The organism is Rhodococcus sp. NPDC058521 (assembly GCF_042719695.1).
Taxonomy (GTDB): domain Bacteria; phylum Actinomycetota; class Actinomycetes; order Mycobacteriales; family Mycobacteriaceae; genus Rhodococcus_F.
Genome location: NZ_JBHXNL010000003.1, coordinates 299,450 through 319,740, shown reverse-complemented (window position 1 = coordinate 319,740; position 20,291 = coordinate 299,450). Strand labels below are relative to the sequence as shown.

Genomic DNA, 20,291 nt, shown 5'->3' with positions numbered 1-20,291 from the left:
AGTGCCCGACTCCAGAGACAACTCTTGCTAGAGAGGACCCGACTTCGTGGCGTACAACCTGGCTGACCTGTTCGAGCATTCGGTCGATCTGATGCCCGATCGTGTTGCGTTGATCGATCCGTCCAGGGAGGTGACCTACCGTGAACTGGAGGAGCGCTCGAACCAGCTCGCGCACTACTTTCTGAGCATCGGCCTGGGGGAGGGGTCGCACATCGGAATCCACCTCCACAACGCGATCGAAACGATGGAAGCTCTCATCGCGTCGTTCAAGATCCGCGCGGTGGCGATCAACATCAACTACCGCTACACCTGCGACGAGCTGGAGTACGTCTACGACAACGCACAGCTCGACGCCGTGGTCCACCATCGGATCTATGCCCAGCAGATCGCCGAGGTGCTTCCGTCACTGCCGCGAATCGGTACGACCCTCGTGGTCGAGGACGACATCGGCGGGGCCGGTCTCCCCAGCGAATCTGTGCCGTACGAGGACGCGCTCGACGGGATGTCGACCGAGCGGGACTTCGACGAGCGCAGCAGTGAAGACCACTTCATCATGTACACCGGCGGCACCACCGGTAGGCCGAAAGGCGTGGTCTGGACGCAGGAAGGCATCTGGCGAGTCCTCGGCGGTGGCCTCGATTTCTACACCGGGGAGTCGATCGAGGACGAGTACCAGCAGTCGCGGGTCGGCGCCGAGGGGGATCCGTCGCGGTGGTTCGCGCTGCCCCCGTTGATTCACGCGGCAGCGATGATGCCCACCTTTTCGGCGCTGTTCAGTGGAAACACCGTGCTGCTCGATTCGAAGTTCGACCCGGTTCGTACCTGGCGGCTCATCGAGAAGCATCGGATACAGATCATCATCATCACCGGCGACGCGATGGGGCGGCCGCTGATCGAGGCCTATCGTGATGTCGACGTGGACGTCTCGAGTCTCATCGTGGTCGCGTCGGGCGCGGCCCTCTTCTCCTCGGCGATCAAGGACAGCTTCCTCGAGACCTTCCCCGGCATCATGGTCTCGGATTCCATCGGTTCGTCCGAGACCGGCTTCGGTGGAATCGGCTTCGCCTCCAAGGGGCAGAAGCAGGTCGGTGGTCCGCAGGTGCCGGCGGGGAGATTCGCGATGGTCGTCGACGACGACAACGTTCCGGTCGAGCCGGGATCGGGTGTCGAGGGGTGGTTCGCCAAGGGCGGGTATGTGCCGATCGGCTACTTCAACGACCCGGAGAAGTCGAAGGAGATCTTCCGAGAGGTCGAGGGCAAGCGTGTCGTCGTCACCGGAGACCGCGCGCGTATCGAGGCTGACGGCGCGATCACGCTGCTCGGCCGAGGCAACATGGTGATCAACACCGGCGGTGAGAAGGTGTTCGCCGAGGAGGTCGAAGGCGTCGTCAAGGCGCACCCCGATGTGTACGACGCCATCGTGGTCGGCGTCGCGGACGATCGTTGGGGCCAGCGCGTCGCTGCGGTGGTTCAGGCTCGCGAGGATGCGGTGGATTTCGCCGGCCTGGAGGCTCACGCACGAGCGAGCTTGGCGGGGTACAAGATTCCTCGTCTGGTTTGGGTCGTGGAGACCGTCGAGCGCACGCCCAGCGGTAAACCAGACTACCGATGGGCGCACGCGGTCACCGAGAAATCCGGACCTACCCACGAAGTGGGCTCCGCCCCCGTGAGTGGTTAGCGAGTATCTGAACTCGCTGACCGCTCACGGCGACGTGCGGGTGGCGAGTCGCTCGTAGCGCTGTCTGGCCGCCTGGGTGCTCCCGAGTCCGAGGCCGAAAGCGATGTCCTTCCACGTCATTCCACGCTGTCGGGCGACACCGAGCAGCAGGGCCTCGAGTTGGTCCATGTCCGCACGGGCGCGCGGCAGCAAACTCAGAGCCGCGGTGATGTCGGTGTCGTCGACGGGCGCTTCGTCGGGCAGCAGTTGCGCGGAACCGCCGGCGAGGGCGGCCACCACACGAACGGCCCCGAGCGGTTCGAACATCTCCGTGTGGGATTGACGTGCGCGCTGCTCGGGGGTGGCGCCGTGGCGATCACCGATTCTGAAGAGTCCTTCGTACTCGCGGTGTGCTCGCTCGCGGCCGGGGTCGGGTGGGGTGAAGGTGTTGTCGCTCATGGATCGAGCATGCCTTGGCAACACCAAATTGACAATAGAATGTTGTGAACCAAATGTTCAAACGCAGAACTCGGTGGTGGCCGAGCGCCCGGTGGACCGCGTCAGGCCGGCGCTCGGACGACGAGAACGGTGCCGGGGAACTCGGCGGCCAGCTCTCGACGGCTGTGCTTGACGGCTGCGGTTCCATAACCCTTCTTGCGGGACTCGGGAGCGATCCAGATCGCCACGTCGACCTCACGTCCCGACAGTTCGCCGAACACGAGTCCCACGCACGAGGAGTCGGAGGTGTCCTCGGCGACGAACCATGCGGCCGACTCCTCGCCGACGCGGCCGATGCCTGCCTTGCGCTCGTTCTCGATCCGGTCCTCGTTCCACGGACTACCCGCGTCGTCCGTCTGCTCGGCGCACCGCTTGTGGAACAGTTCGGCATCCTCGGAGCTGTCCGTGAAAGGCCGCAATCGGAACTGCCGGCCGGTGCTCGCCGGTCGGTCCACGGCTGTCCACTGGAGTGTGGCGTCGAGGTCGTCGAGTTCGGCCTGCGTCTTACGGCGCTCCGCTCTGGTCAGTCGACGGAACTGCAAATTCAGTACCGCGTTCGCGTAGGCCTCCGAGGTGTCCAGAAGTTTCGCGACGGTACGCAGAGCCGCATCGTGGTCTTCGCTGTCGACCACGGCGTCGAGGACCTCGTGCCGTCGTTCGAGAGCGCGGAGCAATGCTGCGGTGAGCTCGCGGCGGTCGTGGATCTGATCGTGTATCTGTGTGCTCATGTGTGCGAAATCCTTGCTTCGAGGCCGACCGTACGTCTCCATATTGCAAGACTCCGGCCGGCATGGCATCCCCTCGGGGCAACTACTGACGGGTAGGTGCCTCGGCACTTGTCAGCTACTGGCCGGTACGCAGATGACGACGGGAATCGTGCGGTCCGTCCATGTCTGATAGTTGTCGAAATCGGCGTACAGCGACGTCAATCGGGGCCACAGTGCAGCACGTTCGTCCGGGGTGGCCACCCGTGCGGTCATGGTCGTCACGCGCCGTTTGATCTGGATGCTCACCCGAGGGTCGGCCATCGAGTTGAGGTACCACATCGGGTTCTTCGGGAGACCGCCCTGGGACGCGACGAGGACGACGTTCTCGCCGTCCTCCATGAACACCAGCGGCGTGATTCGCTGCTGGCCGCTCTTGTGTCCCGTGGTCGTGAGCAGGCAGACGGGGATACCGAACGGAAACGCGCTGCCGACTCGCCACTTGCTGCCGAGGAGACCGCCCGTCCGGCGGTAGAGGAAGACGTTGACGTGCGACATCCATTTGATGATGCGAGCCGTTGTCGGTGAATCGAGGTGCGCCGGACGGGTCGTCATCGTCGTCAGATCCGTTCGATGATGGTGCCTGTCGCGAGTGCGCCGCCGGCGCACATGGTGATGAGAGCCGTCGACTTGTCGGTGCGCTCGAGTTCGTGCAGAGCGGTGGTTATCAGTCGAGATCCGGTGCTGCCCACCGGGTGTCCGATCGCGAGTGCGCCGCCGTTGACGTTGACCCTGTCCATGTCCGGCTCGTGAACGGAGGCCCACGAGAGCATGACCGAAGCGAAGGCCTCGTTCACCTCGAACAGATCGAGGTCACCGATCTTCATGCCACTGCGTTCGAGTACTCGCGAAGTCGCCTGGACCGGGCCGTCGAGGTGGAACTCGGGTTCGGCGCCGACGAGCGCCTGCGAGACGATCCGTGCGCGTGGCCTCAGACCCAGTGCGAGCGCCTTCTCCTCGTCCATCAGCATGACGGCTGCCGCGCCGTCCGATATCTGAGAAGACGTTCCCGCCGTGTGAATTCCGCCGTCGATCACGGGCTTCAGTTTGGCGAGCGATTCGGCCGTGGTGTCCCGCAGGCCTTGGTCCCGAGTGACGGTGAGGGTCTCGCCGGTGCGGTTTCCCTCCTTGTCGACCTCCGGTGCGGTAAGGGTGAGAACCTCGCGGTCGAACCTGCCTTCCTCCCATGCCTGCTTGGCGCGTGCCTGGGAGCGGACGCCGAGCGCTTCGACGTCGGCACGGCTGATACCGCGGCGCTTGGCGATGCGCTCGGCCGCCTCGAACTGGTTGGGGAGGTCGATGTCCCAGTCGAGGGGGCGGCGCGGGCCGGCACTCTCGACCACGTTGGCGCCGAGCGGGACCTGGCTCATGGCTTCGATTCCACAGGCGATACCGACGTCGATCGTGTCGGTGGCGATCAGTCCGGCGATCAGGTGATTGGCTTGCTGCGCCGATCCGCATTGGCAGTCGATGGTGGTTGCGCCCGTCTGCCACGGCAGTCCGGCGTGGAGCCATGCGGTGCGGGTGATGTTGTTCGACTGAGCGCCGGCCTGCGTGACGCAGCCGCCGATGACCTGTTCGACCAGCTCTGGGTCGACCCCGGTCCGGGAGAGGATTCCGCTCTGCACGCTGCCGAGGATCTCTGCGGCATGCAGTCCGGACAGCCAGCCGCCACGCTTTCCGATGGGCGTGCGGACGGCCTCGACAATTACTGGTGTGCCCACGGCGGGCTCCTTTCCTGTTACTTCAAAAAGTAGAACACGTTCCTAAGCATGGCAAGGCTTCTGTAAAGCGAGGCGAGAGAAGCTTTCCTTTGCCGGTGCCGCGGCTTGTGCTTCAATGTAAGTAGAACGTGTTCCACATCACTGAGTGATGTATGGCTTAGGGCAGGAGACAGCAGTGGCGCAGCCCAACCTTCTAGAGGGTTTCGATCCCACCGACCCCGACATCTACGAGCAGCGGTTCCCTCTCGAGGAGTTCGCTGAACTGCGGAAGACAGCTCCGATCTGGTGGTGCCCGCAGTCGCCCGAAGTCGGTGGATTCCATGACGACGGATTTTGGGTCGTCAGCAAGCTCGAGGACGTGAAGGAGGTGTCGCGTCGCAGCGACGTCTTCTCCACTCACGAGAACACCGCGATCCCTCGTTTCGCGGACGACATTCCGCGCGAGAACATCGAGATGCAGCGGTCGATTCTGTTGTTCAAGGACGCGCCGGAGCACACCAAGCTCCGGAAGCTCATTTCTCGCGGTTTCACCCCTCGCGCGATCAACAGCCTGCGCGAGGAACTGACGGAGCGCGCCGAGAAGATCGTCAAGGCGGCCGCGGAGTCGGGTTCCGGCGACTTCGTCACCCAAGTCGCGTGCGAGCTTCCGCTCCAAGCCATCGCGGAGCTTCTGGGTGTCCCGCAGGAGGACCGCGGCAAAGTCTTCGACTGGTCCAACCAGATGACGGGCTACGACGATCCCGAACTCGACATCGACCCGGTCACGGCGTCGATGGAGATTCTCGGCTACGCGTACAACATGGCGGACGAGCGTAAGAAATGTCCGGCAGACGACATCGTCACCAAGCTGATCGAAGCCGATATCGATGGCGACGAGCTGTTGCCCGAAGAGTTCGGCTTCTTCGTCATCCTGCTCGCCGTCGCCGGCAACGAGACCACCCGCAACGCCATCACTCACGGCATGGTCGCGTTCCTCGACAACCCGGATCAGTGGGAGGCCTTCAAGAGGGATCGCCCCAAGACCACCGCGGACGAGATCGTGCGGTGGGCTACGCCGGTCACCTCGTTCCAGCGCACCGCCCTCGAGGACACCGAACTCGGTGGTAAGCAGATCAAGAAGGGCCAGCGAGTCGTCATGCTGTACGGTTCGGCCAACTTCGACGAGGATGCGTTCGACGAGCCGCAGAAGTTCGACATCACACGCGAGGACAACCAGCACGTCGGCTTCGGCGGCACCGGTGCGCACTTCTGCATCGGCGCCAACCTGGCACGACTCGAGATCGACCTGATCTTCAACGCGATCGCCGATCACCTCCCGGACATCACCAGGCTCGGCGATCCGCGCCGTCTCCGCTCCGGCTGGCTCAACGGCATCAAGGAGTTCCAGGTGGACTACAAGACCGGAGGCTGTCCGGTCAAGCACTGACCGGCCCGGACGGGTAACGAGGAAGGGGCGGTAGCAGGGTGAACCTGCTACCGCCTCTTCCTCGTGCTCGAGCCGCTGGGTAAGGCGGGGCAGGTCACGCAGGGCAGGTCACGCAGGGCGCAGTGTCTTCATGGCACGATCGACCTCCCAGAACGCGCGCAGTGACGCGATCTTGCCGTCCTCGTTCACCTTGTAGACGAAGACACCCTCGGCGTCGATGATCGAACCGCTGACGGTGCTGCGAATCGTGCCGATGTTTACGTTCTCGTCACCGCAGACCAGAGAATCCTCGATCAGGAACTCGAGTGACTCCGTGGTGGCGATGGTCATGTCATAGAAGCGGCTGATCGCCTCCAGTCCTCGATGCCCCTTGCCTTCGGGGTCGAAACCCGAAGGGCCGACCGGATCCTCGACGACGGCGTCTTCGGCGAACAGCGCCAACCATTCGTCCTTGCGCTTGCCCGACGCGGCCAACCTCGACGCCCGCCCCGCTTTCACCGAGGGGTGCAGTGTTTCCGTCATCGTCGTAGCTCCTCGTCAGTTCTTCTGAATGTGTTCGGCGGCAAACTTGCGGAGTGAATCCTGCTTGGCCTCGAGCGGTCCGTCGAAGCCGATTCCATCGAAAACCCAGGGCACCGTGATGATGTCGGTAACGCCGGCCGCTTCGAGATCAGCGTGGCCGTCCTTCCCGAATCGATCGATGCATACGGTCTGGATCTCGAAGGGATCGTTCTCCTTACCCTGTTCCGTGCGGAGTTCGCGTAGTCGGGCAATCACCTGGACCAGGTCGTCGTACTTGATCATTGCCGACGTCCACCCGTCGCCGACTCGTGCTGCGCGGCGCAGTGCGACGTCTGTGTGCCCGCCGACATAGAAGGGGACAGGCTTCGATGGAGCCGGGCTCATCTGGAGACGTTCGAAGTCGAAGAACTCACCGTGATACTCGACCATGCCGCCGCCCAGGATCAGTTTGATGATGTCTATCATTTCGTCGACGCGCTTTCCTCGGCGCTTGTATGGCGTCCCACACCATTCGAATTCTTCAGGTGCCCAACCGATGCCGAGACCGAGACCGAAACGATTTCCGGTCAGGTTGGCGACCGAGCCGACCTGTCGTGCCAGCAGCACCGGATTGCGCGAGCCCAGCTTCAACACCTGAGTGTAGAACTCGATCTTCGAGGTCACTGCCCCCATGGCAGCCACTGCGATCAGGGGGTCGACCCAGGGGGTGTTCTCGTCCCACATGCGTGACCCGTCCGGTGTGTACGGGTAGTCGGCTGCCTGCTTCTCCATGAAGAAGAGGGAATCGGGGAGGGCAATCGAGTGGAACCCGCATTCCTCGGCAGTCTGTGCGAGTGCGGGCAGTTCTTCGAGCGGGTTCATCGCGATGCCGACGGTGTACTTCATCGTGTGTCCTTACGTCGTGGGGCGGTCGGCGCCGACCACCCACATGGAGAAGTATTGGGAGCCACCGCCGTAGGCGTGACCCAACGCCTTGCGAGCATTCGGAACCTGGTGGTCGCCTGCGCGGTCCATCACCTGCATTGCGGACTCCGCGAATCGGATCATCCCGGAGGCCCCGATGGGGTTGGACGACAGAACGCCGCCCGATGCGTTGACCGGAAGCTTGCCGTCGATCGCGGTCTCGCCCGCCTCGGTGAGCTTCCAGCCCTCGCCTTCGGCGGCGAAACCCAAGTTCTCGAGCCACATGGGTTCGAACCAGGAGAAGGGCACGTAGATTTCCGCGGCATCGATCTCTTCGAGTGGGTTCGTGATCCCGGCGTCTGCCCACAGTGCGGCTGCCGCATCACGACCGGCGCGAGGATTGACCTGATCTCGACCCGAGAAGGTCGTGGGTTCGGTGCGCATCGCGGTGGCGTGAATCCAGGCGACCGACCGGCCCGACGCTTCGACTTGTGCCGCGGCCTCTTCGTTTCCGATGACGAGTGCGCACGCGCCGTCGGACGAGGGGCACGTCTCGTCGAATCTGATTGGGTCCCAGAGCATCTGTGAGGACTGCACCGATTCGAGCGTGATGTTCGGCTGCTTGAGGTGGGCGTACGGATTCTTGCTTCCGTTCAGCCGATCCTTCACGGCAACGATCGAGCCGATATGGCTCGGTGCGCCGGAACGACGGATGTACGAACGAACGTGCGGCGCGAAGTAGCCACCGGCTCCGGCGCCCACGGGCATGTTGAACGGGATGGGTATGGACAGCGCCCACATCGCATTCGACTCGGACTGCTTCTCCCACGAGACCGTGAGAACCCGCTCGTGCACACCCGACTTCACCAGGCTCGACGCGACGACAGCGGTGGACCCACCCACAGAGCCCGCGGTGTGCACGCGAAGCAATGGCTTTCCGTTCGCGCCGAGAGCGTCCGCCATCGCGAGTTCCGGCATCATGGCGCCCTCGAACAGGTCCGGGGCCTTGCCGATCACCACGGCGTCGATGTCGTCCCATCCGACGCCGGCGTCCGCCATCGCCCGGTCGATGGCTTCTCGAACCAGGCCGGACATCGACACGTCGTGACGTTTCGCGACGTAGTGCGTCTGACCGGTTCCGAGTACTGCAGCATGTTGTCTTCCAGAAGCCACCATCAGTCGCGTCCCTCCATGACGGCCACCAAATTCTGTTGCAGGACTGCACCACTCGTCGCGTGAGCGAGCGCGCGATTCGCGGTGCCGTCGAAAATCGCGCGGGCGGCGTGCCCTATCCTTTCCAGCCCGGCAGCGAACATCGGATTTCCGGTGAGCGGTCCACCGGAAGGGTTGATCTTCGTGTCACCCGGGATCCCGATGGCCTCGCGCAGAATCAGCTCCTGGTGGGTGAACGGCGCGTGCAGCTCCGCGACGTCGATGTTGCCGGCGTCGCCGCCGGTCGCCTTCCTCGCCGCCGTCGTCGTCGACGGTGACAGGGTGAGGTCACGGGCGCCGAAGTTGGGGGAGTCGATCCGATGGTCGATTCCGGTGATCCATGCAGGTCGTTCGCGCAGCTGGCGGGCCCGGTCGGCCGACGCGAGGACGATCGCGGCCGCACCGTCGGTGACGGGTGCACAATCGTGAGCGCGGAGCGGATCCGCGACGTACGGCGAGGCGAGGAGATCGTCGATGCTCGGGTTTCCGGCGATCTGTGCGTCAGGACGCGATTGCGCGGAAATTCGGCTGCGCGCCGCGACTTCCGCCATGTCCTTCGCGGTCCACTTTCCGGAGTCCAATCCCATGCGGGCCTGCAAGCCGGCGATGGACACGGAGTCCAGACCGAGGGGCGCGACGAGGTACGGATCCAGTTGCATCGACAGGATCTTGCGAAGGTTTCCCGCGGACGACTTCCCGAATCCGTAGACGAGGGCCGTGTCGACCTCTCCGGTCATGACCTTCACCCAGGCCTCGTAAAGGGCCCACGCCGCGTCCATCTCGACGTGTGATTCGTTGATCGGCGGTACGGCGCCGATCGCGTCCACTGCGGAGATGAACGAGAATGCTCTGCCTGCGAGGTAGTCCGACGATCCGGAACACCAGAAGTCGATGTCGGACTTGCTGATTCCCAATTCTTCGTACAGCTGGTGGAAACACGGGACGAGCATCTCGACGCCGTTGGTGGTGCCGCCGGTCTCGCGGACGTGGGGCGCCTGCGCGAACCCGACGACTGCTACTTCTGTCATTGCCGCCTCACAGATGGTGTTCGAAGGTGTCGTACTCCGCATCGGGTTCGCCTGTCGGGCGGAAGTACTCGATGTTCTGAAGCGTGTGACCCCACTCCTCGCGTCGACGCCATTTGGCTTCCACGCGCATGCCCATTCGTACGTCCGCTGCATCGCATTCGAGGATGAGGTGCAGAAAGGGGATGTCGGCGCCGTCGAGGAGCACGTATGCGGCGACGTAAGGGGGTTTGATCTTCTGGCCGAGGAACGGCACGTTCACGATGCAGAACGTGGTCACGATTCCCTTGTCCGGCAACTCCACCTGGTCTCGGGTGGGGATACCGCTGGTGGGGTTAGCGCCACGCGGGGGAATGTAGACCTTGTCGCCGGGGCCGGTGCGCCCACCGATGAGACGCCCTTCCGCCAGTCCGCGCAGAAAGTAGCTCTCTTCTGCCGACGCGGAGTGCATATAGTCGAGCGCGACCGGTGTGGTGAGCATCGTGACGGCTTCGGCACCATCGCCGTCGGAGCTGACCGAGGGCCGGGCGTCGGACTCGCCGGGCTCGAAGTACTCGATGTCCTGGATGCGACCGAACCGCTGATCGGACCAGTGCGCACGCACCCGCATCCCGGTGCGTATCGAGTCCGGCGTTCCGACGTCCACGGCGTGCAGCAGAGAGGTGTCGGCGCCGTCGAGCTTGATCAACGCCCACGCAAAGGGGTGCGCGAGTGGTTGCCCGGCAATGGGTTCGGGCATCCATGTCCAGCTCTCGACCGTCCCTGTGTCGGAAACGTCTACGAACTCGGTCAGCGGCTCCGCGGTGTTCGGGTCGTATTCCGGCGGCGGCGCGTACACCCGTCCGTCGGACCCACGTGCGCCGATCAGTCTGCCGTCTCGGATGGCGGTGAGGAACGCGCCGATGGTCGGACCCACCGATCGGGTGTAGTCGAATTGCAGACTCAGCGGTGCGCTGAGTGGTTGATCCGCCACCGCGCTCTTTCCCAGGCTCACAACTTCGAGTAGAACAGGTTCTAGTGGATGTGGCAAGGGTCACCGTTGCTCGTCGGAAGGGTCGGAGGTGCGGGATGAAGCTCGGATTGCAATTGGGGTACTGGGGTGCCGGACCACCCGCCAACGTTCCGGAGTTGCTCGCCGCGGCAGAGGAAGTCGGATTCGACGCCGTATTCGCCGCCGAGTCGTGGGGGTCGGACGCGTTCACCCCGCTCGCCTGGTGGGGGTCGCGTACCGAGCGCATGCGCCTGGGTACTTCCGTCGCGCAGCTATCCGCCCGCACTCCCACCGGTTGTGCGATGCACGCGCTGACCCTCGATCACGTGAGTGGTGGACGCGCCATTCTCGGGCTCGGCGTATCCGGTCCGCAGGTCGTCGAGGGTTGGTACGGGGAGCCCTTCGCGAAACCGTTGGCGCGCACTCGCGAGTATGTGTCGGTGGTGCGGAGGGTCCTGGCTCGGGAAGCACCTGTCACCAACCGCGGACCCCACTATCCACTGCCGTACTCCGGGCCGGGGAGCGTCGGGCTGGGGAAGCCCCTCAAGCCGATCACCCATCCGCTGCGGGCGGACCTGCCGATCTGGCTGGGCGCGGAGGGGCCGAAGAACGTGGCCCTCACCGCCGAGATCGCCGACGGGTGGCTCGCAATCTACTACTCGCCGCGTCTCGCGCCCATGTACAACGAGTGGCTGGACGAAGGATTCGCACGGACCGGTGCTCGTCGGACGCGCGAGGACTTCGAGATCGCCGCGACCTGTCAGGTCATCATCACCGACGACCGTGCCGCGACCGTCGCATCGTTGAAACCGACGACGGCGCTGTACGTCGGTGGCATGGGTGCGCCCGAACTCAACTTCCACGCGCAGGTCTACACCCGAATGGGATACGGCGACGCGGTCGCCGAGATCGGTGAGTTGTTCCGCGCGGGCCGCAAGGACGAGGCCGCGGAAGCCGTACCGGATGACATGGTGACCGACACGATGATCATCGGCGACATCGACGAAGTACGAGCCGGCGTCGACCGGTGGGAAGCCGCAGGCGTCACGATGCTCCTTCTTTCGTGCCGGGACGCCGACCACGTACGTCAACTTGCGGAGGCCTTTCTCTGACCCCTCCCGTCGGGGCGAACGGGTCGGTCGTCCGCTCAGATCGGACGAATGCTCCATGGGTTCTGACCACATTGCCGCCACGGTCGTGCTTCAGTTGTCAGCGTCGGGTTCCGTCGTGGGAGGTCTCGGATGAGCAAACGTTGTCAGCGAAGTGCAGTTGCCGTTCTGCCGATCATTGCGCTCGGAGTTGTCGTGCCGGCGGGCACCGCCTCGGAGCATCTCCGGGCACCGACATATCCGCAGTCTCTTCGACCCCGTGCGAGGTCACTTTCGAGATCGTCAACAGAACGAATTCGACGTTCTACACGATCGACTTCCGGGTGGATGGCGAAGAACTGACCGGGCCGGACTATGGATCCGGACCAACTGGTCGGCGGACCGTCAACTCGCAGCTCGCGCCGGGGACCGCGCCGTTCCAGCCCGGTCTCACGCCGTACCGCAACGATCTGCCGCCGGTAACCAGCAGTAAGACCGAGAACCTCGCCGACCTCGGCTACCCGGAAAAGCAGCCGGACGAGTCGTACAACGTCGAGTACCGGATGATCCTCGGACCGAACGGTGCCGATCGGCACGCGACCTGGCAATCCGTCGAGGTGCCGGGCTGCGCCACGCCGCCGCCCGAGCCGGGTGGATCGTCAGGTTCCTCGGGGTCTTCTGCTCTGGACATCTTCGGCCTTCTCGCTCCTCGCTGACCACACGGGGCCGAGTTGTCCACAATGGCGACTTTGCCCGTGGTCGCGCGCGTCTGTGGGGTGCCATCATCAGCCGATGAAACGAGGATTGTTCGTCGGCGGAGGATAGGGGAGGAGTCAGCGGCCCTCGAAGTGCGGGGCGCGCCTTTCCGCGAAGGCGCGGGGGCCTTCCTTGGCGTCCGCGCTCTTGAAAACCTCGGTTCCGAGCCTGGCGTCGACCTGGAAGGCCTCCTCCTCGTGCATTCCCTCGGTGCTGCGGATGGTCTCGAGGATGGCCTGCACCGCGAGCGGGCCGTTCGCGGAGATGAGTGCGGCGAGCTCGAGTGCCTTGTCCATGGCCTGGCCGTCCGGGACGACGTGGCCGATGAGCCCGATCTCCTTCGCTTCGGGTGCCTTCACGTGCCGGCCGGTCAGGAGAATGTCGGCGGCGACCGTGTACGGAATCTGTCGAACGAGACGCACTGCCGACCCGCCGAGCGGGAAGAGGCCCCATTTGGCCTCGGACACCCCGAACTTCGCACTCTCGCCGGCGACCCGGATGTCCGTGCCCTGCAGGATCTCGGTGCCGCCCGCGATCGCGGGCCCTTCGACCGCGGCGATGAGCGGCTTGGTGAGACGTCGACCCTTCAGCAACGCCTCGATCTTCGACAGGTCCCAGCCGCCACCCGAGAAGGAGTCTCCGGGGTGCTGTGACGTCATCGCCTTCAGATCCGCGCCGGCACAGAATGCACCGCCGGCGCCCGTGAGGATCGCGACGCGGATGTCGGGATCCGCATCGGCACGGTCCCAAGCGTCGCGCATGATCGCCATCATTTCGGCGGACAGCGCGTTCCGAGCTTCAGGACGGTTCATCGTCACGATGAGAATGTGCCCTCGCTTCTCGACGAGGCAGTGCGAAGATTCTTCCGATATGTCCGAATTATCGGCGGCGATGGAGGACACTGTGACTCCCGTCGGGTGTGTGAGCTGGGTCTCGAATTGGGTCTTGCCAGGAACGGTAACACGTTCTATTTTGTTGACGTGGCCCTAAATATCGCAGACTTCGTCGAGCACTCCATCGACCTCAACCCGGACCGCATCGCGATCCGGGACTCGAGTCGTGAAACGACCTACGCGCAGTTGGAGGAGCGAGCCAATCGACTTGCCAACTACCTGCGGGATCGTGGTGTGAACCCCGGTGACAAGGTGGGTATCTACTGCCGTAACACGATCGAGGCGATCGAGGCGATGGTTGCCGTGTTCAAGGCGCGCGCGGTGATGGTGAACGTCAACTATCGGTACGTCGAGAACGAGTTGCAGTACATCTTCGAGAATTCGGACATGGCAGCTCTCGTCATCGAGCGCCGGTACTCGGACAAGGTTGCGGCGGTCGTGCCCAACACACCGCAGGTTCACACCGTCGTGGTCGTCGAGGACGGCACCGACATGGACTACTCCGCCTTCGACGGCATCGAGTACGAGAGCGCGCTTGCCAAGGGCTCACCGGAGCGAAACTTCGGCGAGCGCAGCGCGGACGATCTCTTCATGCTCTACACCGGTGGCACGACGGGTAAGCCGAAGGGTGTCATGTGGCGTCACGAGGACTGGTGGCGTGTTCTCGGAGGCGGTACCAACTTCGTCACCGGTGAACTCGTCGAGGACGAGTGGGATCTGGCCAAGCTCGGCGCCGCCAACCCGGCGATGGTTCGGTTCCCGATTCCGCCGATGATTCACGGTGGCGCGCAGTCGGCCGTGTTCCACAGCCTGTTCGGTGGTGGCACCCTCGTGATGCACCCCGAGTTCGACGGACACGAAGTGTGGCAGGTCATCGACCACCACAAGGTCAACCTCATCTTCATCACCGGTGACGCCATGGCGCGCCCGATGTTGGACGCCCTCGTCGAGGGGAACCCGAAGACCGGTGAGCCATACGATCTTTCGTCGCTGTACGTGATGGCCAGCAGTGCTGCTCTGTTCTCTCCCGCATTGAAGGAGCAGTTCCTCGAGCTTCTGCCCAACAGGATGATCACGGATTCGATCGGTTCGTCCGAGACCGGCTTCGGTGGCCTTAGCACGGTGACCAAGGGCTTCGAGCATACGGGCGGGCCGCGGGTGAAGATCGACGGGTCCACCGTGGTCCTGGACGAGGAGGGCAATCAGGTCGAGCCCGGTTCCGGGAAGGTCGGCATGCTCGCCCGCAGGGGCAACATTCCCATCGGCTACTACAAGGACGAGGTAAAGACTGCCGAGACGTTCAGAGTCATCGGCGGCATCCGCTACTCGATTCCGGGTGACTATGCGACCGTCGAGGCCGACGGCACCGTCACCATGCTCGGGCGCGGCTCGGTCTCCATCAACAGCGGCGGCGAGAAGATCTACCCCGAAGAGGTCGAGGGGGCTCTCAAGTCGCATCCCGACGTGTTCGACGTGCTCGTTGTCGGCGTTCCGGACGAGCGTTTCGGTCAGCGCGTCGCTGCCGTGATTCAGGGGCGCGGGTCTGCTCGCCCGAGCGTGAAGGACCTCGCGGAGGCGGGACGCAAGGAGATCGCGAGCTACAAGTTGCCGCGCAGTGTGTGGTATGTCGACCAGATCAAGAGGTCCCCGGCTGGAAAGCCGGACTACCGGTGGGCGCAGGAGCTCACCGAGAGCCGCGCCGCGGACGATCAGAACGGTTCCACTCAATCGGAGGCAGCTGAGGGCAAAGGTGCATGATGCGGACGGACCTGAGTGACAAGTTCGGTATCGAACATCCGATCTTCGCGTTCACTCCCTCCGAGCATGTTGCCGCGGCTGTCAGTCGTGCAGGCGGCCTCGGCGTACTCGGTTGCGTCCGCTTCAACGATCCGGATGAGCTAGAAGCCGCTCTGACGTGGATGGACGAGAACACCGACGGCAAGCCGTACGGCGTGGACATCGTGATGCCGGCGGAGGTGCCGACCGAGGGCACTCCGGTGGACCTCGAATCTCTCATTCCTGCCGAGCACCGCGCGTTCGTGGATCGCACGCTCTCCGAACTCGGAGTGCCGCCGCTCGATACGGGTATCGAGCACGCGACCGGCGTGCTCGGCTGGCTTCATTCCGTCGCTCGCGCTCACGTCGAGGTCGCACTCGATCACCGCATCGCTTTGATCGCGAACGCGCTGGGCTCGCCACCCAAGGACGTGATCGACCAGGCCCACGCGAAGGGTGTTCCGGTCGCTGCTCTCGCCGGAGCGGTCGAACACGCGAAGCGGCACGTCGCCAACGGCGTGGACGTGGTCATCGCTCAGGGGTACGAGGCGGGCGGCCATACCGGTGAGATCGCCTCGATGGTCCTGGTTCCCGAGATAGTCGACGCCGTGGGTGACTCGGCCGGCGTGCTCGCGGCGGGTGGTGTGGGCAGCGGCCGGCAGATCGCTGCCGCCCTTGCTCTCGGAGCGTCGGGAGTATGGATGGGCTCGTACTGGTTGACGGCTGCAGAGTACAAGCTCGGCAGTGCGGCGGGAGAAGGCCCGTCGGCGATCCAGAAGGCACTGCTCTCCGCGACATCTTCGGACACCGTCCGTACCCGAATCTTCTCCGGCAAACCGGCGCGTCTTCTCAAGACGAAGTGGACCGATGCCTGGGAGAAGCCGGACGCACCGGATCCGTTGCCGATGCCACTGCAGAACCTCCTCGTCAGTGACGCACATCAGCGTATCGTCGCCTCCGACGACCCCGAGGTCGTCGCGATGCCGGTCGGCCAGATCGTCGGCCGGATGAACGAGATTCGGCCGGTTGCCGACTTGATGGCAGATCTCGTGAACGGTTACGAAACCTCGGTGAATCGGTTGAACACGTTGTCGTAGTACGAGATTCAGGAGTGATGATGTACGGATACGACCCGTTCGATCCCGCGTTTCTGGCGGACCCGTATCCGGCATATCGGGAGCTGCGAGCCTTCGATCCGGTGCATCGGTACACCGGTGGTGAGGTCCCTCCGTTCTGGTCACTTTCACGATTCGACGACGTCTGGAACGCGGTGCGCGACACGGAGACCTACTCCTCGGCGCAGGGACTGACCTTCGTTCCCGACGAGATCGGCAAACTGGGACTCGCACCGACCATCGTGATGCTCGACCCGCCCCGTCACGGCCAATTGCGGGGACTCATCGGCAAGGGTTTCACGCCGCGTCGGATCGCCGCCCTCGAGGACAAGATTCGCGGCTACGTGAAGCTCCGTCTCGACATGATCGCCGCCATGCAGCGAGACGGTGAGGTCGTCGATCTGCACCAGGACTTCTCGTCGCCCGTGCCCACCTTCACGCTCGCCGAACTTCTCGGGGTTCCGGAGTCGGAGCGCTGGCGTTTCGACCCGTGGGTCGAAGCATTGACCGCCCTGCAGAACAACGGATTCGATGTTGCCCGAATGTCCGCTCCGGACGCGGTGGCGGAGATGTTCGGGTACTTCTCCGATCTCGTCGCCAAGCGGCGGGCCGATCCCACCGACGATCTGGTCGGCACGCTGGTCCAGGTCGAGTCGGAAGGTGAACTCCTCACCGACTGGGAGATCCTCGGATTCTGTTTCGTGATGGTCGCGGGCGGAAACGACACGACCGGAAATCTGATCACGCACACCGTGATGACGCTCGACCGCGATCACGCACAACGCGAGATGCTCGTCCGGGATCGAGAGTTGATCCCGACCGCGCTGATGGAAGTATTGCGACTCGAGGGATCCGTGCAGGGTCTGGCCCGTACTGTCACCAGGGACGTATCGATCGGCGACGCCACCATCCAGGAGGGGGACAAGGTGATGATGCTGTACGGATCGGCCAATCGCGACGAGGCCGAGTTCGGCGAAACGGCAGAGGAACTCGACATCACCCGGCACATTCCGCGTCATCTCGGATTTTCCAGCGGACCGCACTTCTGCATCGGTTCCCATCTGGCGAAACTTCAGGCGCGGGTTGCCGTCGAGGAGTTGTACGCGAGATTCCCCACCGTCGGAGTGGACGTGGATCGGGGCGAGCGGATTCGGTCGTCCTTCACTCGCGGCTGGGAAACACTGCCGGCAGTTCTCTGACCGACATCGCGACTGCAGGCTTTTGGAGAAGCCGGAATTCGGCATCACCGCGTTCACGTACCCACACCGGGTCGGCACAGTTCCATCGCTCGGCACTCAAGGTGCGCGTGACGATCTTGAATGTCGCGGTTCGGGGGAGTTCCACGCTCACCCGCACAAAAGTCGGGTGCTGCTTCGGTCCGAGATCGGGTTGATCACGAAGAAACCGGGAGAAGTCGGCCGCATCGAAACCTGCGCGGGCATGTTCGGGTGACAGCACCACGGCAGCCATCACGCGGTCGCCGACGTCGGTGTCTGGCACACCGTAGACGGACACCTGCGAGAACGCCGGATACCGCGTCAGGACATGTTCGATGGGCGCGGTTCCCAGGTTCTCGCCGTCGACGCGAAGCCATCCCGCACTACGACCGGCGAAGTAGACGAAGCCGTCGGAATCGCAGAAGCCGAGATCTCCACTCCAGTACTTGCCATCTCGCATTCGCTCCGAATCCGCATCCGGGTTGCCGTAATAGCCGGCGAACGACCCGGAACCCGTCACGTTCACCAGTTCGCCCGTAGCCTCGTCGGCGTTGGTGATGCGACCGTCGGCATCGAACACGGCAGGCGGGCAGACCGCACCGGTCTCCGGATCCAGTATCCGGACCGATTCGGGTAGCAGGCCCAGCGCCCCCGGTGGCTTCCCGGGCGTGGACGAAATCGCGATGCCACCCTCTGTCGAACCGAAGGCTTCGACGACGGTGGCATCGAAGCGGCGCGCGAACTCGGCGACGACTCTCGCAGACCCTTCGTTTCCGTACATGAGACGCAACGTGTTGTCGGCGTCGTCGGGACGCTCCGGCGTCGCCAGCACGTAGGCGAGCGGTTTGCCGACGTAGTTCGCGTAGGTGACCTCGAATTTGCGGACGTCGGAGAGAAACCCGGATGCGGAGAACGTACGTCGGAGTGCGACGGAAGTGCCGGCTGCGAGAGCTACCGACCACCCAGCCATCATCGCGTTGGAGTGGAACATCGGCATCGCCAGGTAGACGACGTCGGACGTCGACAGGTCGAACCGTTCGGCCAGCATCATTCCGGGCCCGACGATCTTCTCGTGGGTGCACCGTACGGCCTTGGGCTTTCCGCTCGTGCCGGAGGTGAAGATCAGCATGAACAGGTCGTCGGGTGTGGTCTCCGCGATGGTCACTGGCGTCGAATCATGCTGTTCGAGAAGGTTCTTCCACCGATCGGATCCGACGTCGATGACCGGAACCTCGAGATCGAGGCCCTCGAGGAGTGCGGCAGACCGACCCTCGGTGAACACGATTTGGCAGTCGGCAACGCGAATGTCGTCGGCAAGGGCCTCGCCGCGACGCGTCGTGTTGAGACCGACCACCACCGATCCCGACAGTGCCGCCGCGCCGGCCAGGAGAGAGAACTCGGGGACGTTGTCCATGAGGACCCCGAAGTGGCGCGGTTCGGCGGGGTCGAGGAGCGAGTCCAGGGCGACTGAACGGATCTTGCTGTCCGACACGTGCCGTGCCCACGAGATCGCCTGATCCTCGAAGCGAAGGCCTCGGTCCTCGGTGTGCTCGAGGGTCAGCAGGAGTTCGGTGACGGTCCGAGTCATTCGGTGGCCTCAGGCGGGCACGGACGCGAGGACTTCACCGAGCGCGCGTAGTTGATGCGTGGCGGAACCGAGTCCGAATTCGTGTGCCTTGGCGGCGAGAAAGTATCGGTGGACCGGGTGGTCCTCGTCCAGTCCGACGCCGCCGTGCACGTGGATCACCGTGTGCGCCACGCGGTGACCGGCTTCCGAGGCCCAGAACTTGGCAGTGTGGACGCTGCCCTCTGCGGGGAAGTTCTCACTGGTCTGCCACGCCGCTTGCCACAGCGTCAGACGGACACCCTTGACGTCGATGTAGGCATCGGCCAATCGTTGCGCCACGGCTTGGAACGAGCCGATCGGCCTTCCGAACTGAACTCGCTCGCGTGCGTACTCGGCGGTGAGTTCGAGGGCGCGGTCGAGTACTCCGTATTGGAAGGCGCAGGAACCCAGCGTTCCTCGTTCGACGATCCACTTCACGATCTCGGAACCTCGATCGGCTTCTCCCAGAACGCGATCGTCGGTCAGGCGCACTTCCTGGAACGACACTTCGCCGGTGCTCGCGTGATCGACGGGGTCCTGGCGGGTGATGCCCACGCCGTTGTCGTCGCGGTGGACCAGGAAGACTGTCACGCCATCGGGAGAGGTCGCGGGGACCAGGAAGAGATCGGCGATCGGTGCCGCATCCACGAGGATCTTGGTGCCGGTCAGTACCCAGGCGTCTGCCTCTCGCCGCGCCACCGTTACGGGCGCGCCCGGATTCTCGTTCACCTCCTCGGCCAGAGCCACGGTCGAGATCCGTTCGCCGCGCGCCGCAGGAACTCCCCACTCGGAAACCTGTTTTGCATCACCGAACTCCGCTACGGCCCCGGTCGCCATCACGATCGACGACAGGTAGGGAACCGGTGCGAGGGCACGCCCCAGTTCGATGAGAACGGCACACTGCTCCAGCACGCCGAAACCGTCTCCGTCAACGGATTCGGGTAGGGCTGCGCTCAATACGTCCGAGGATGCGAGGGTGGCCCACAGGCGAGCATCGAACAGGTCGTCTTCGGCTTCGAGTTCGCGTAGCCGCTCGTTGGTGACGAGGTCTCCGACGATGCCGCGGGTCAGCCCGGCCAGGTCTTGCTGGGCCTCGGTGAGTGTGAAATCCATGGTCG

Annotated in this window: 19 protein-coding genes; 7 read left to right on the top strand and 12 right to left on the bottom strand. The window is 64.1% G+C overall.

Annotated features, from left to right (window positions below; all coding sequences use genetic code 11):
• Nucleotides 1-46: 46 nt before the first annotated feature.
• Complete coding sequence (locus ACFWO3_RS07880) at nt 47-1,678, top strand: acyl-CoA synthetase (RefSeq protein ID WP_378575788.1); 1,632 nt, start codon at nt 47-49, stop codon at nt 1,676-1,678.
• A 24-nt stretch (nt 1,679-1,702) separates the two neighbouring features.
• On the opposite strand, the gene ACFWO3_RS07875 is transcribed toward ACFWO3_RS07880, so the two are convergent.
• The 4 genes from ACFWO3_RS07875 to ACFWO3_RS07860 all read right to left on the bottom strand — a co-directional run bounded on the left by ACFWO3_RS07875 (nt 1,703) and on the right by ACFWO3_RS07860 (nt 4,643).
• Nucleotides 1,703-2,116: a DNA-binding protein gene (locus ACFWO3_RS07875; RefSeq protein WP_378575785.1), complete on the bottom strand. Its 414-nt coding sequence runs from the start codon at nt 2,114-2,116 to the stop codon at nt 1,703-1,705.
• 101 nt (nt 2,117-2,217) lie between these two features.
• A complete protein-coding gene (locus ACFWO3_RS07870) occupies nt 2,218-2,883 on the bottom strand; it encodes a GNAT family N-acetyltransferase (protein ID WP_378575782.1) in 666 nt (221 codons plus the stop codon).
• 111 nt (nt 2,884-2,994) lie between these two features.
• Nucleotides 2,995-3,474 carry a nitroreductase family deazaflavin-dependent oxidoreductase gene (locus ACFWO3_RS07865; RefSeq protein WP_378575779.1) on the bottom strand — a complete coding sequence of 160 codons (480 nt, stop codon included), beginning with the start codon at nt 3,472-3,474 and terminating at the stop codon, nt 2,995-2,997.
• A gap of 5 nt (nt 3,475-3,479) precedes the next feature.
• The gene (locus ACFWO3_RS07860) at nt 3,480-4,643 is read right to left on the bottom strand and encodes a steroid 3-ketoacyl-CoA thiolase (RefSeq protein ID WP_378575776.1); all 1,164 of its coding nucleotides are present in this window, start codon (nt 4,641-4,643) and stop codon (nt 3,480-3,482) included.
• 175 nt (nt 4,644-4,818) lie between these two features.
• Between ACFWO3_RS07860 and ACFWO3_RS07855 the strand changes: the two genes are divergently transcribed.
• A complete protein-coding gene (locus ACFWO3_RS07855) occupies nt 4,819-6,069 on the top strand; it encodes a cytochrome P450 (protein WP_378575773.1) in 1,251 nt (416 codons plus the stop codon).
• 108 nt (nt 6,070-6,177) lie between these two features.
• Here the strand turns inward: ACFWO3_RS07855 and ACFWO3_RS07850 are convergent, their stop codons facing one another.
• From ACFWO3_RS07850 to ACFWO3_RS07830, 5 genes are read right to left on the bottom strand one after another with little or no spacing between them, the layout of a single operon-like run.
• Nucleotides 6,178-6,591 (bottom strand): nuclear transport factor 2 family protein, encoded by a 414-nt coding sequence (locus ACFWO3_RS07850; protein WP_378575770.1) that lies wholly within the window; start codon nt 6,589-6,591, stop codon nt 6,178-6,180.
• A gap of 15 nt (nt 6,592-6,606) precedes the next feature.
• Nucleotides 6,607-7,476, bottom strand: coding sequence for a TIGR03619 family F420-dependent LLM class oxidoreductase (locus ACFWO3_RS07845; RefSeq protein WP_378575767.1), 870 nt, complete (start codon nt 7,474-7,476; stop codon nt 6,607-6,609).
• A 9-nt stretch (nt 7,477-7,485) separates the two neighbouring features.
• Complete coding sequence (locus ACFWO3_RS07840) at nt 7,486-8,670, bottom strand: thiolase domain-containing protein (protein ID WP_378575764.1); 1,185 nt, start codon at nt 8,668-8,670, stop codon at nt 7,486-7,488.
• On the bottom strand, nt 8,670-9,734 hold the full coding sequence (locus ACFWO3_RS07835) for a thiolase domain-containing protein (protein WP_378575761.1): 1,065 nt from the start codon (nt 9,732-9,734) through the stop codon (nt 8,670-8,672). Before ACFWO3_RS07835 ends, ACFWO3_RS07840 begins: the two co-directional genes overlap by 1 nt.
• A gap of 7 nt (nt 9,735-9,741) precedes the next feature.
• Entirely contained in the window at nt 9,742-10,725 is a 984-nt protein-coding gene (locus ACFWO3_RS07830) for a Zn-ribbon domain-containing OB-fold protein (RefSeq protein WP_378575758.1), read from the bottom strand.
• A gap of 74 nt (nt 10,726-10,799) precedes the next feature.
• Here ACFWO3_RS07830 and ACFWO3_RS07825 point away from each other — a divergent pair, with 74 nt between their 5' ends.
• The gene (locus ACFWO3_RS07825; protein WP_378575755.1) at nt 10,800-11,834 is read left to right on the top strand and encodes an LLM class F420-dependent oxidoreductase; all 1,035 of its coding nucleotides are present in this window, start codon (nt 10,800-10,802) and stop codon (nt 11,832-11,834) included.
• 320 nt (nt 11,835-12,154) lie between these two features.
• Nucleotides 12,155-12,526 carry a hypothetical protein gene (locus tag ACFWO3_RS07820; RefSeq protein WP_378575752.1) on the top strand — a complete coding sequence of 124 codons (372 nt, stop codon included), beginning with the start codon at nt 12,155-12,157 and terminating at the stop codon, nt 12,524-12,526.
• A 117-nt stretch (nt 12,527-12,643) separates the two neighbouring features.
• Here the strand turns inward: ACFWO3_RS07820 and ACFWO3_RS07815 are convergent, their stop codons facing one another.
• On the bottom strand, nt 12,644-13,378 hold the full coding sequence (locus ACFWO3_RS07815) for a crotonase/enoyl-CoA hydratase family protein (RefSeq protein WP_378575749.1): 735 nt from the start codon (nt 13,376-13,378) through the stop codon (nt 12,644-12,646).
• Between the two features lie 168 nt (nt 13,379-13,546).
• Between ACFWO3_RS07815 and ACFWO3_RS07810 the strand changes: the two genes are divergently transcribed.
• Genes ACFWO3_RS07810 through ACFWO3_RS07800 form a run of 3 tightly spaced genes read left to right on the top strand, consistent with a single transcriptional unit; the run spans nt 13,547 to nt 17,549 of the window.
• Nucleotides 13,547-15,217, top strand: a complete 1,671-nt coding sequence (locus tag ACFWO3_RS07810; RefSeq protein ID WP_378575746.1) for an acyl-CoA synthetase — start codon at nt 13,547-13,549, stop codon at nt 15,215-15,217.
• Entirely contained in the window at nt 15,217-16,332 is a 1,116-nt protein-coding gene (locus ACFWO3_RS07805; RefSeq protein WP_378575919.1) for an NAD(P)H-dependent flavin oxidoreductase, read from the top strand. The genes ACFWO3_RS07810 and ACFWO3_RS07805 overlap by 1 nt, the downstream gene beginning before the upstream one ends.
• A gap of 17 nt (nt 16,333-16,349) precedes the next feature.
• The gene (locus tag ACFWO3_RS07800) at nt 16,350-17,549 is read left to right on the top strand and encodes a cytochrome P450 (RefSeq protein ID WP_378575743.1); all 1,200 of its coding nucleotides are present in this window, start codon (nt 16,350-16,352) and stop codon (nt 17,547-17,549) included.
• Here the strand turns inward: ACFWO3_RS07800 and ACFWO3_RS07795 are convergent.
• Both ACFWO3_RS07795 and ACFWO3_RS07790 read right to left on the bottom strand, forming a co-directional pair.
• Nucleotides 17,512-19,155, bottom strand: a complete 1,644-nt coding sequence (locus ACFWO3_RS07795; RefSeq protein WP_378575740.1) for a long-chain-fatty-acid--CoA ligase — start codon at nt 19,153-19,155, stop codon at nt 17,512-17,514. The two genes, ACFWO3_RS07800 and ACFWO3_RS07795, sit on opposite strands and share 38 nt — an antisense overlap.
• A gap of 9 nt (nt 19,156-19,164) precedes the next feature.
• Entirely contained in the window at nt 19,165-20,286 is a 1,122-nt protein-coding gene (locus ACFWO3_RS07790; protein ID WP_378575737.1) for an acyl-CoA dehydrogenase family protein, read from the bottom strand.
• Between the last annotated feature and the right edge of the window lie 5 nt (nt 20,287-20,291).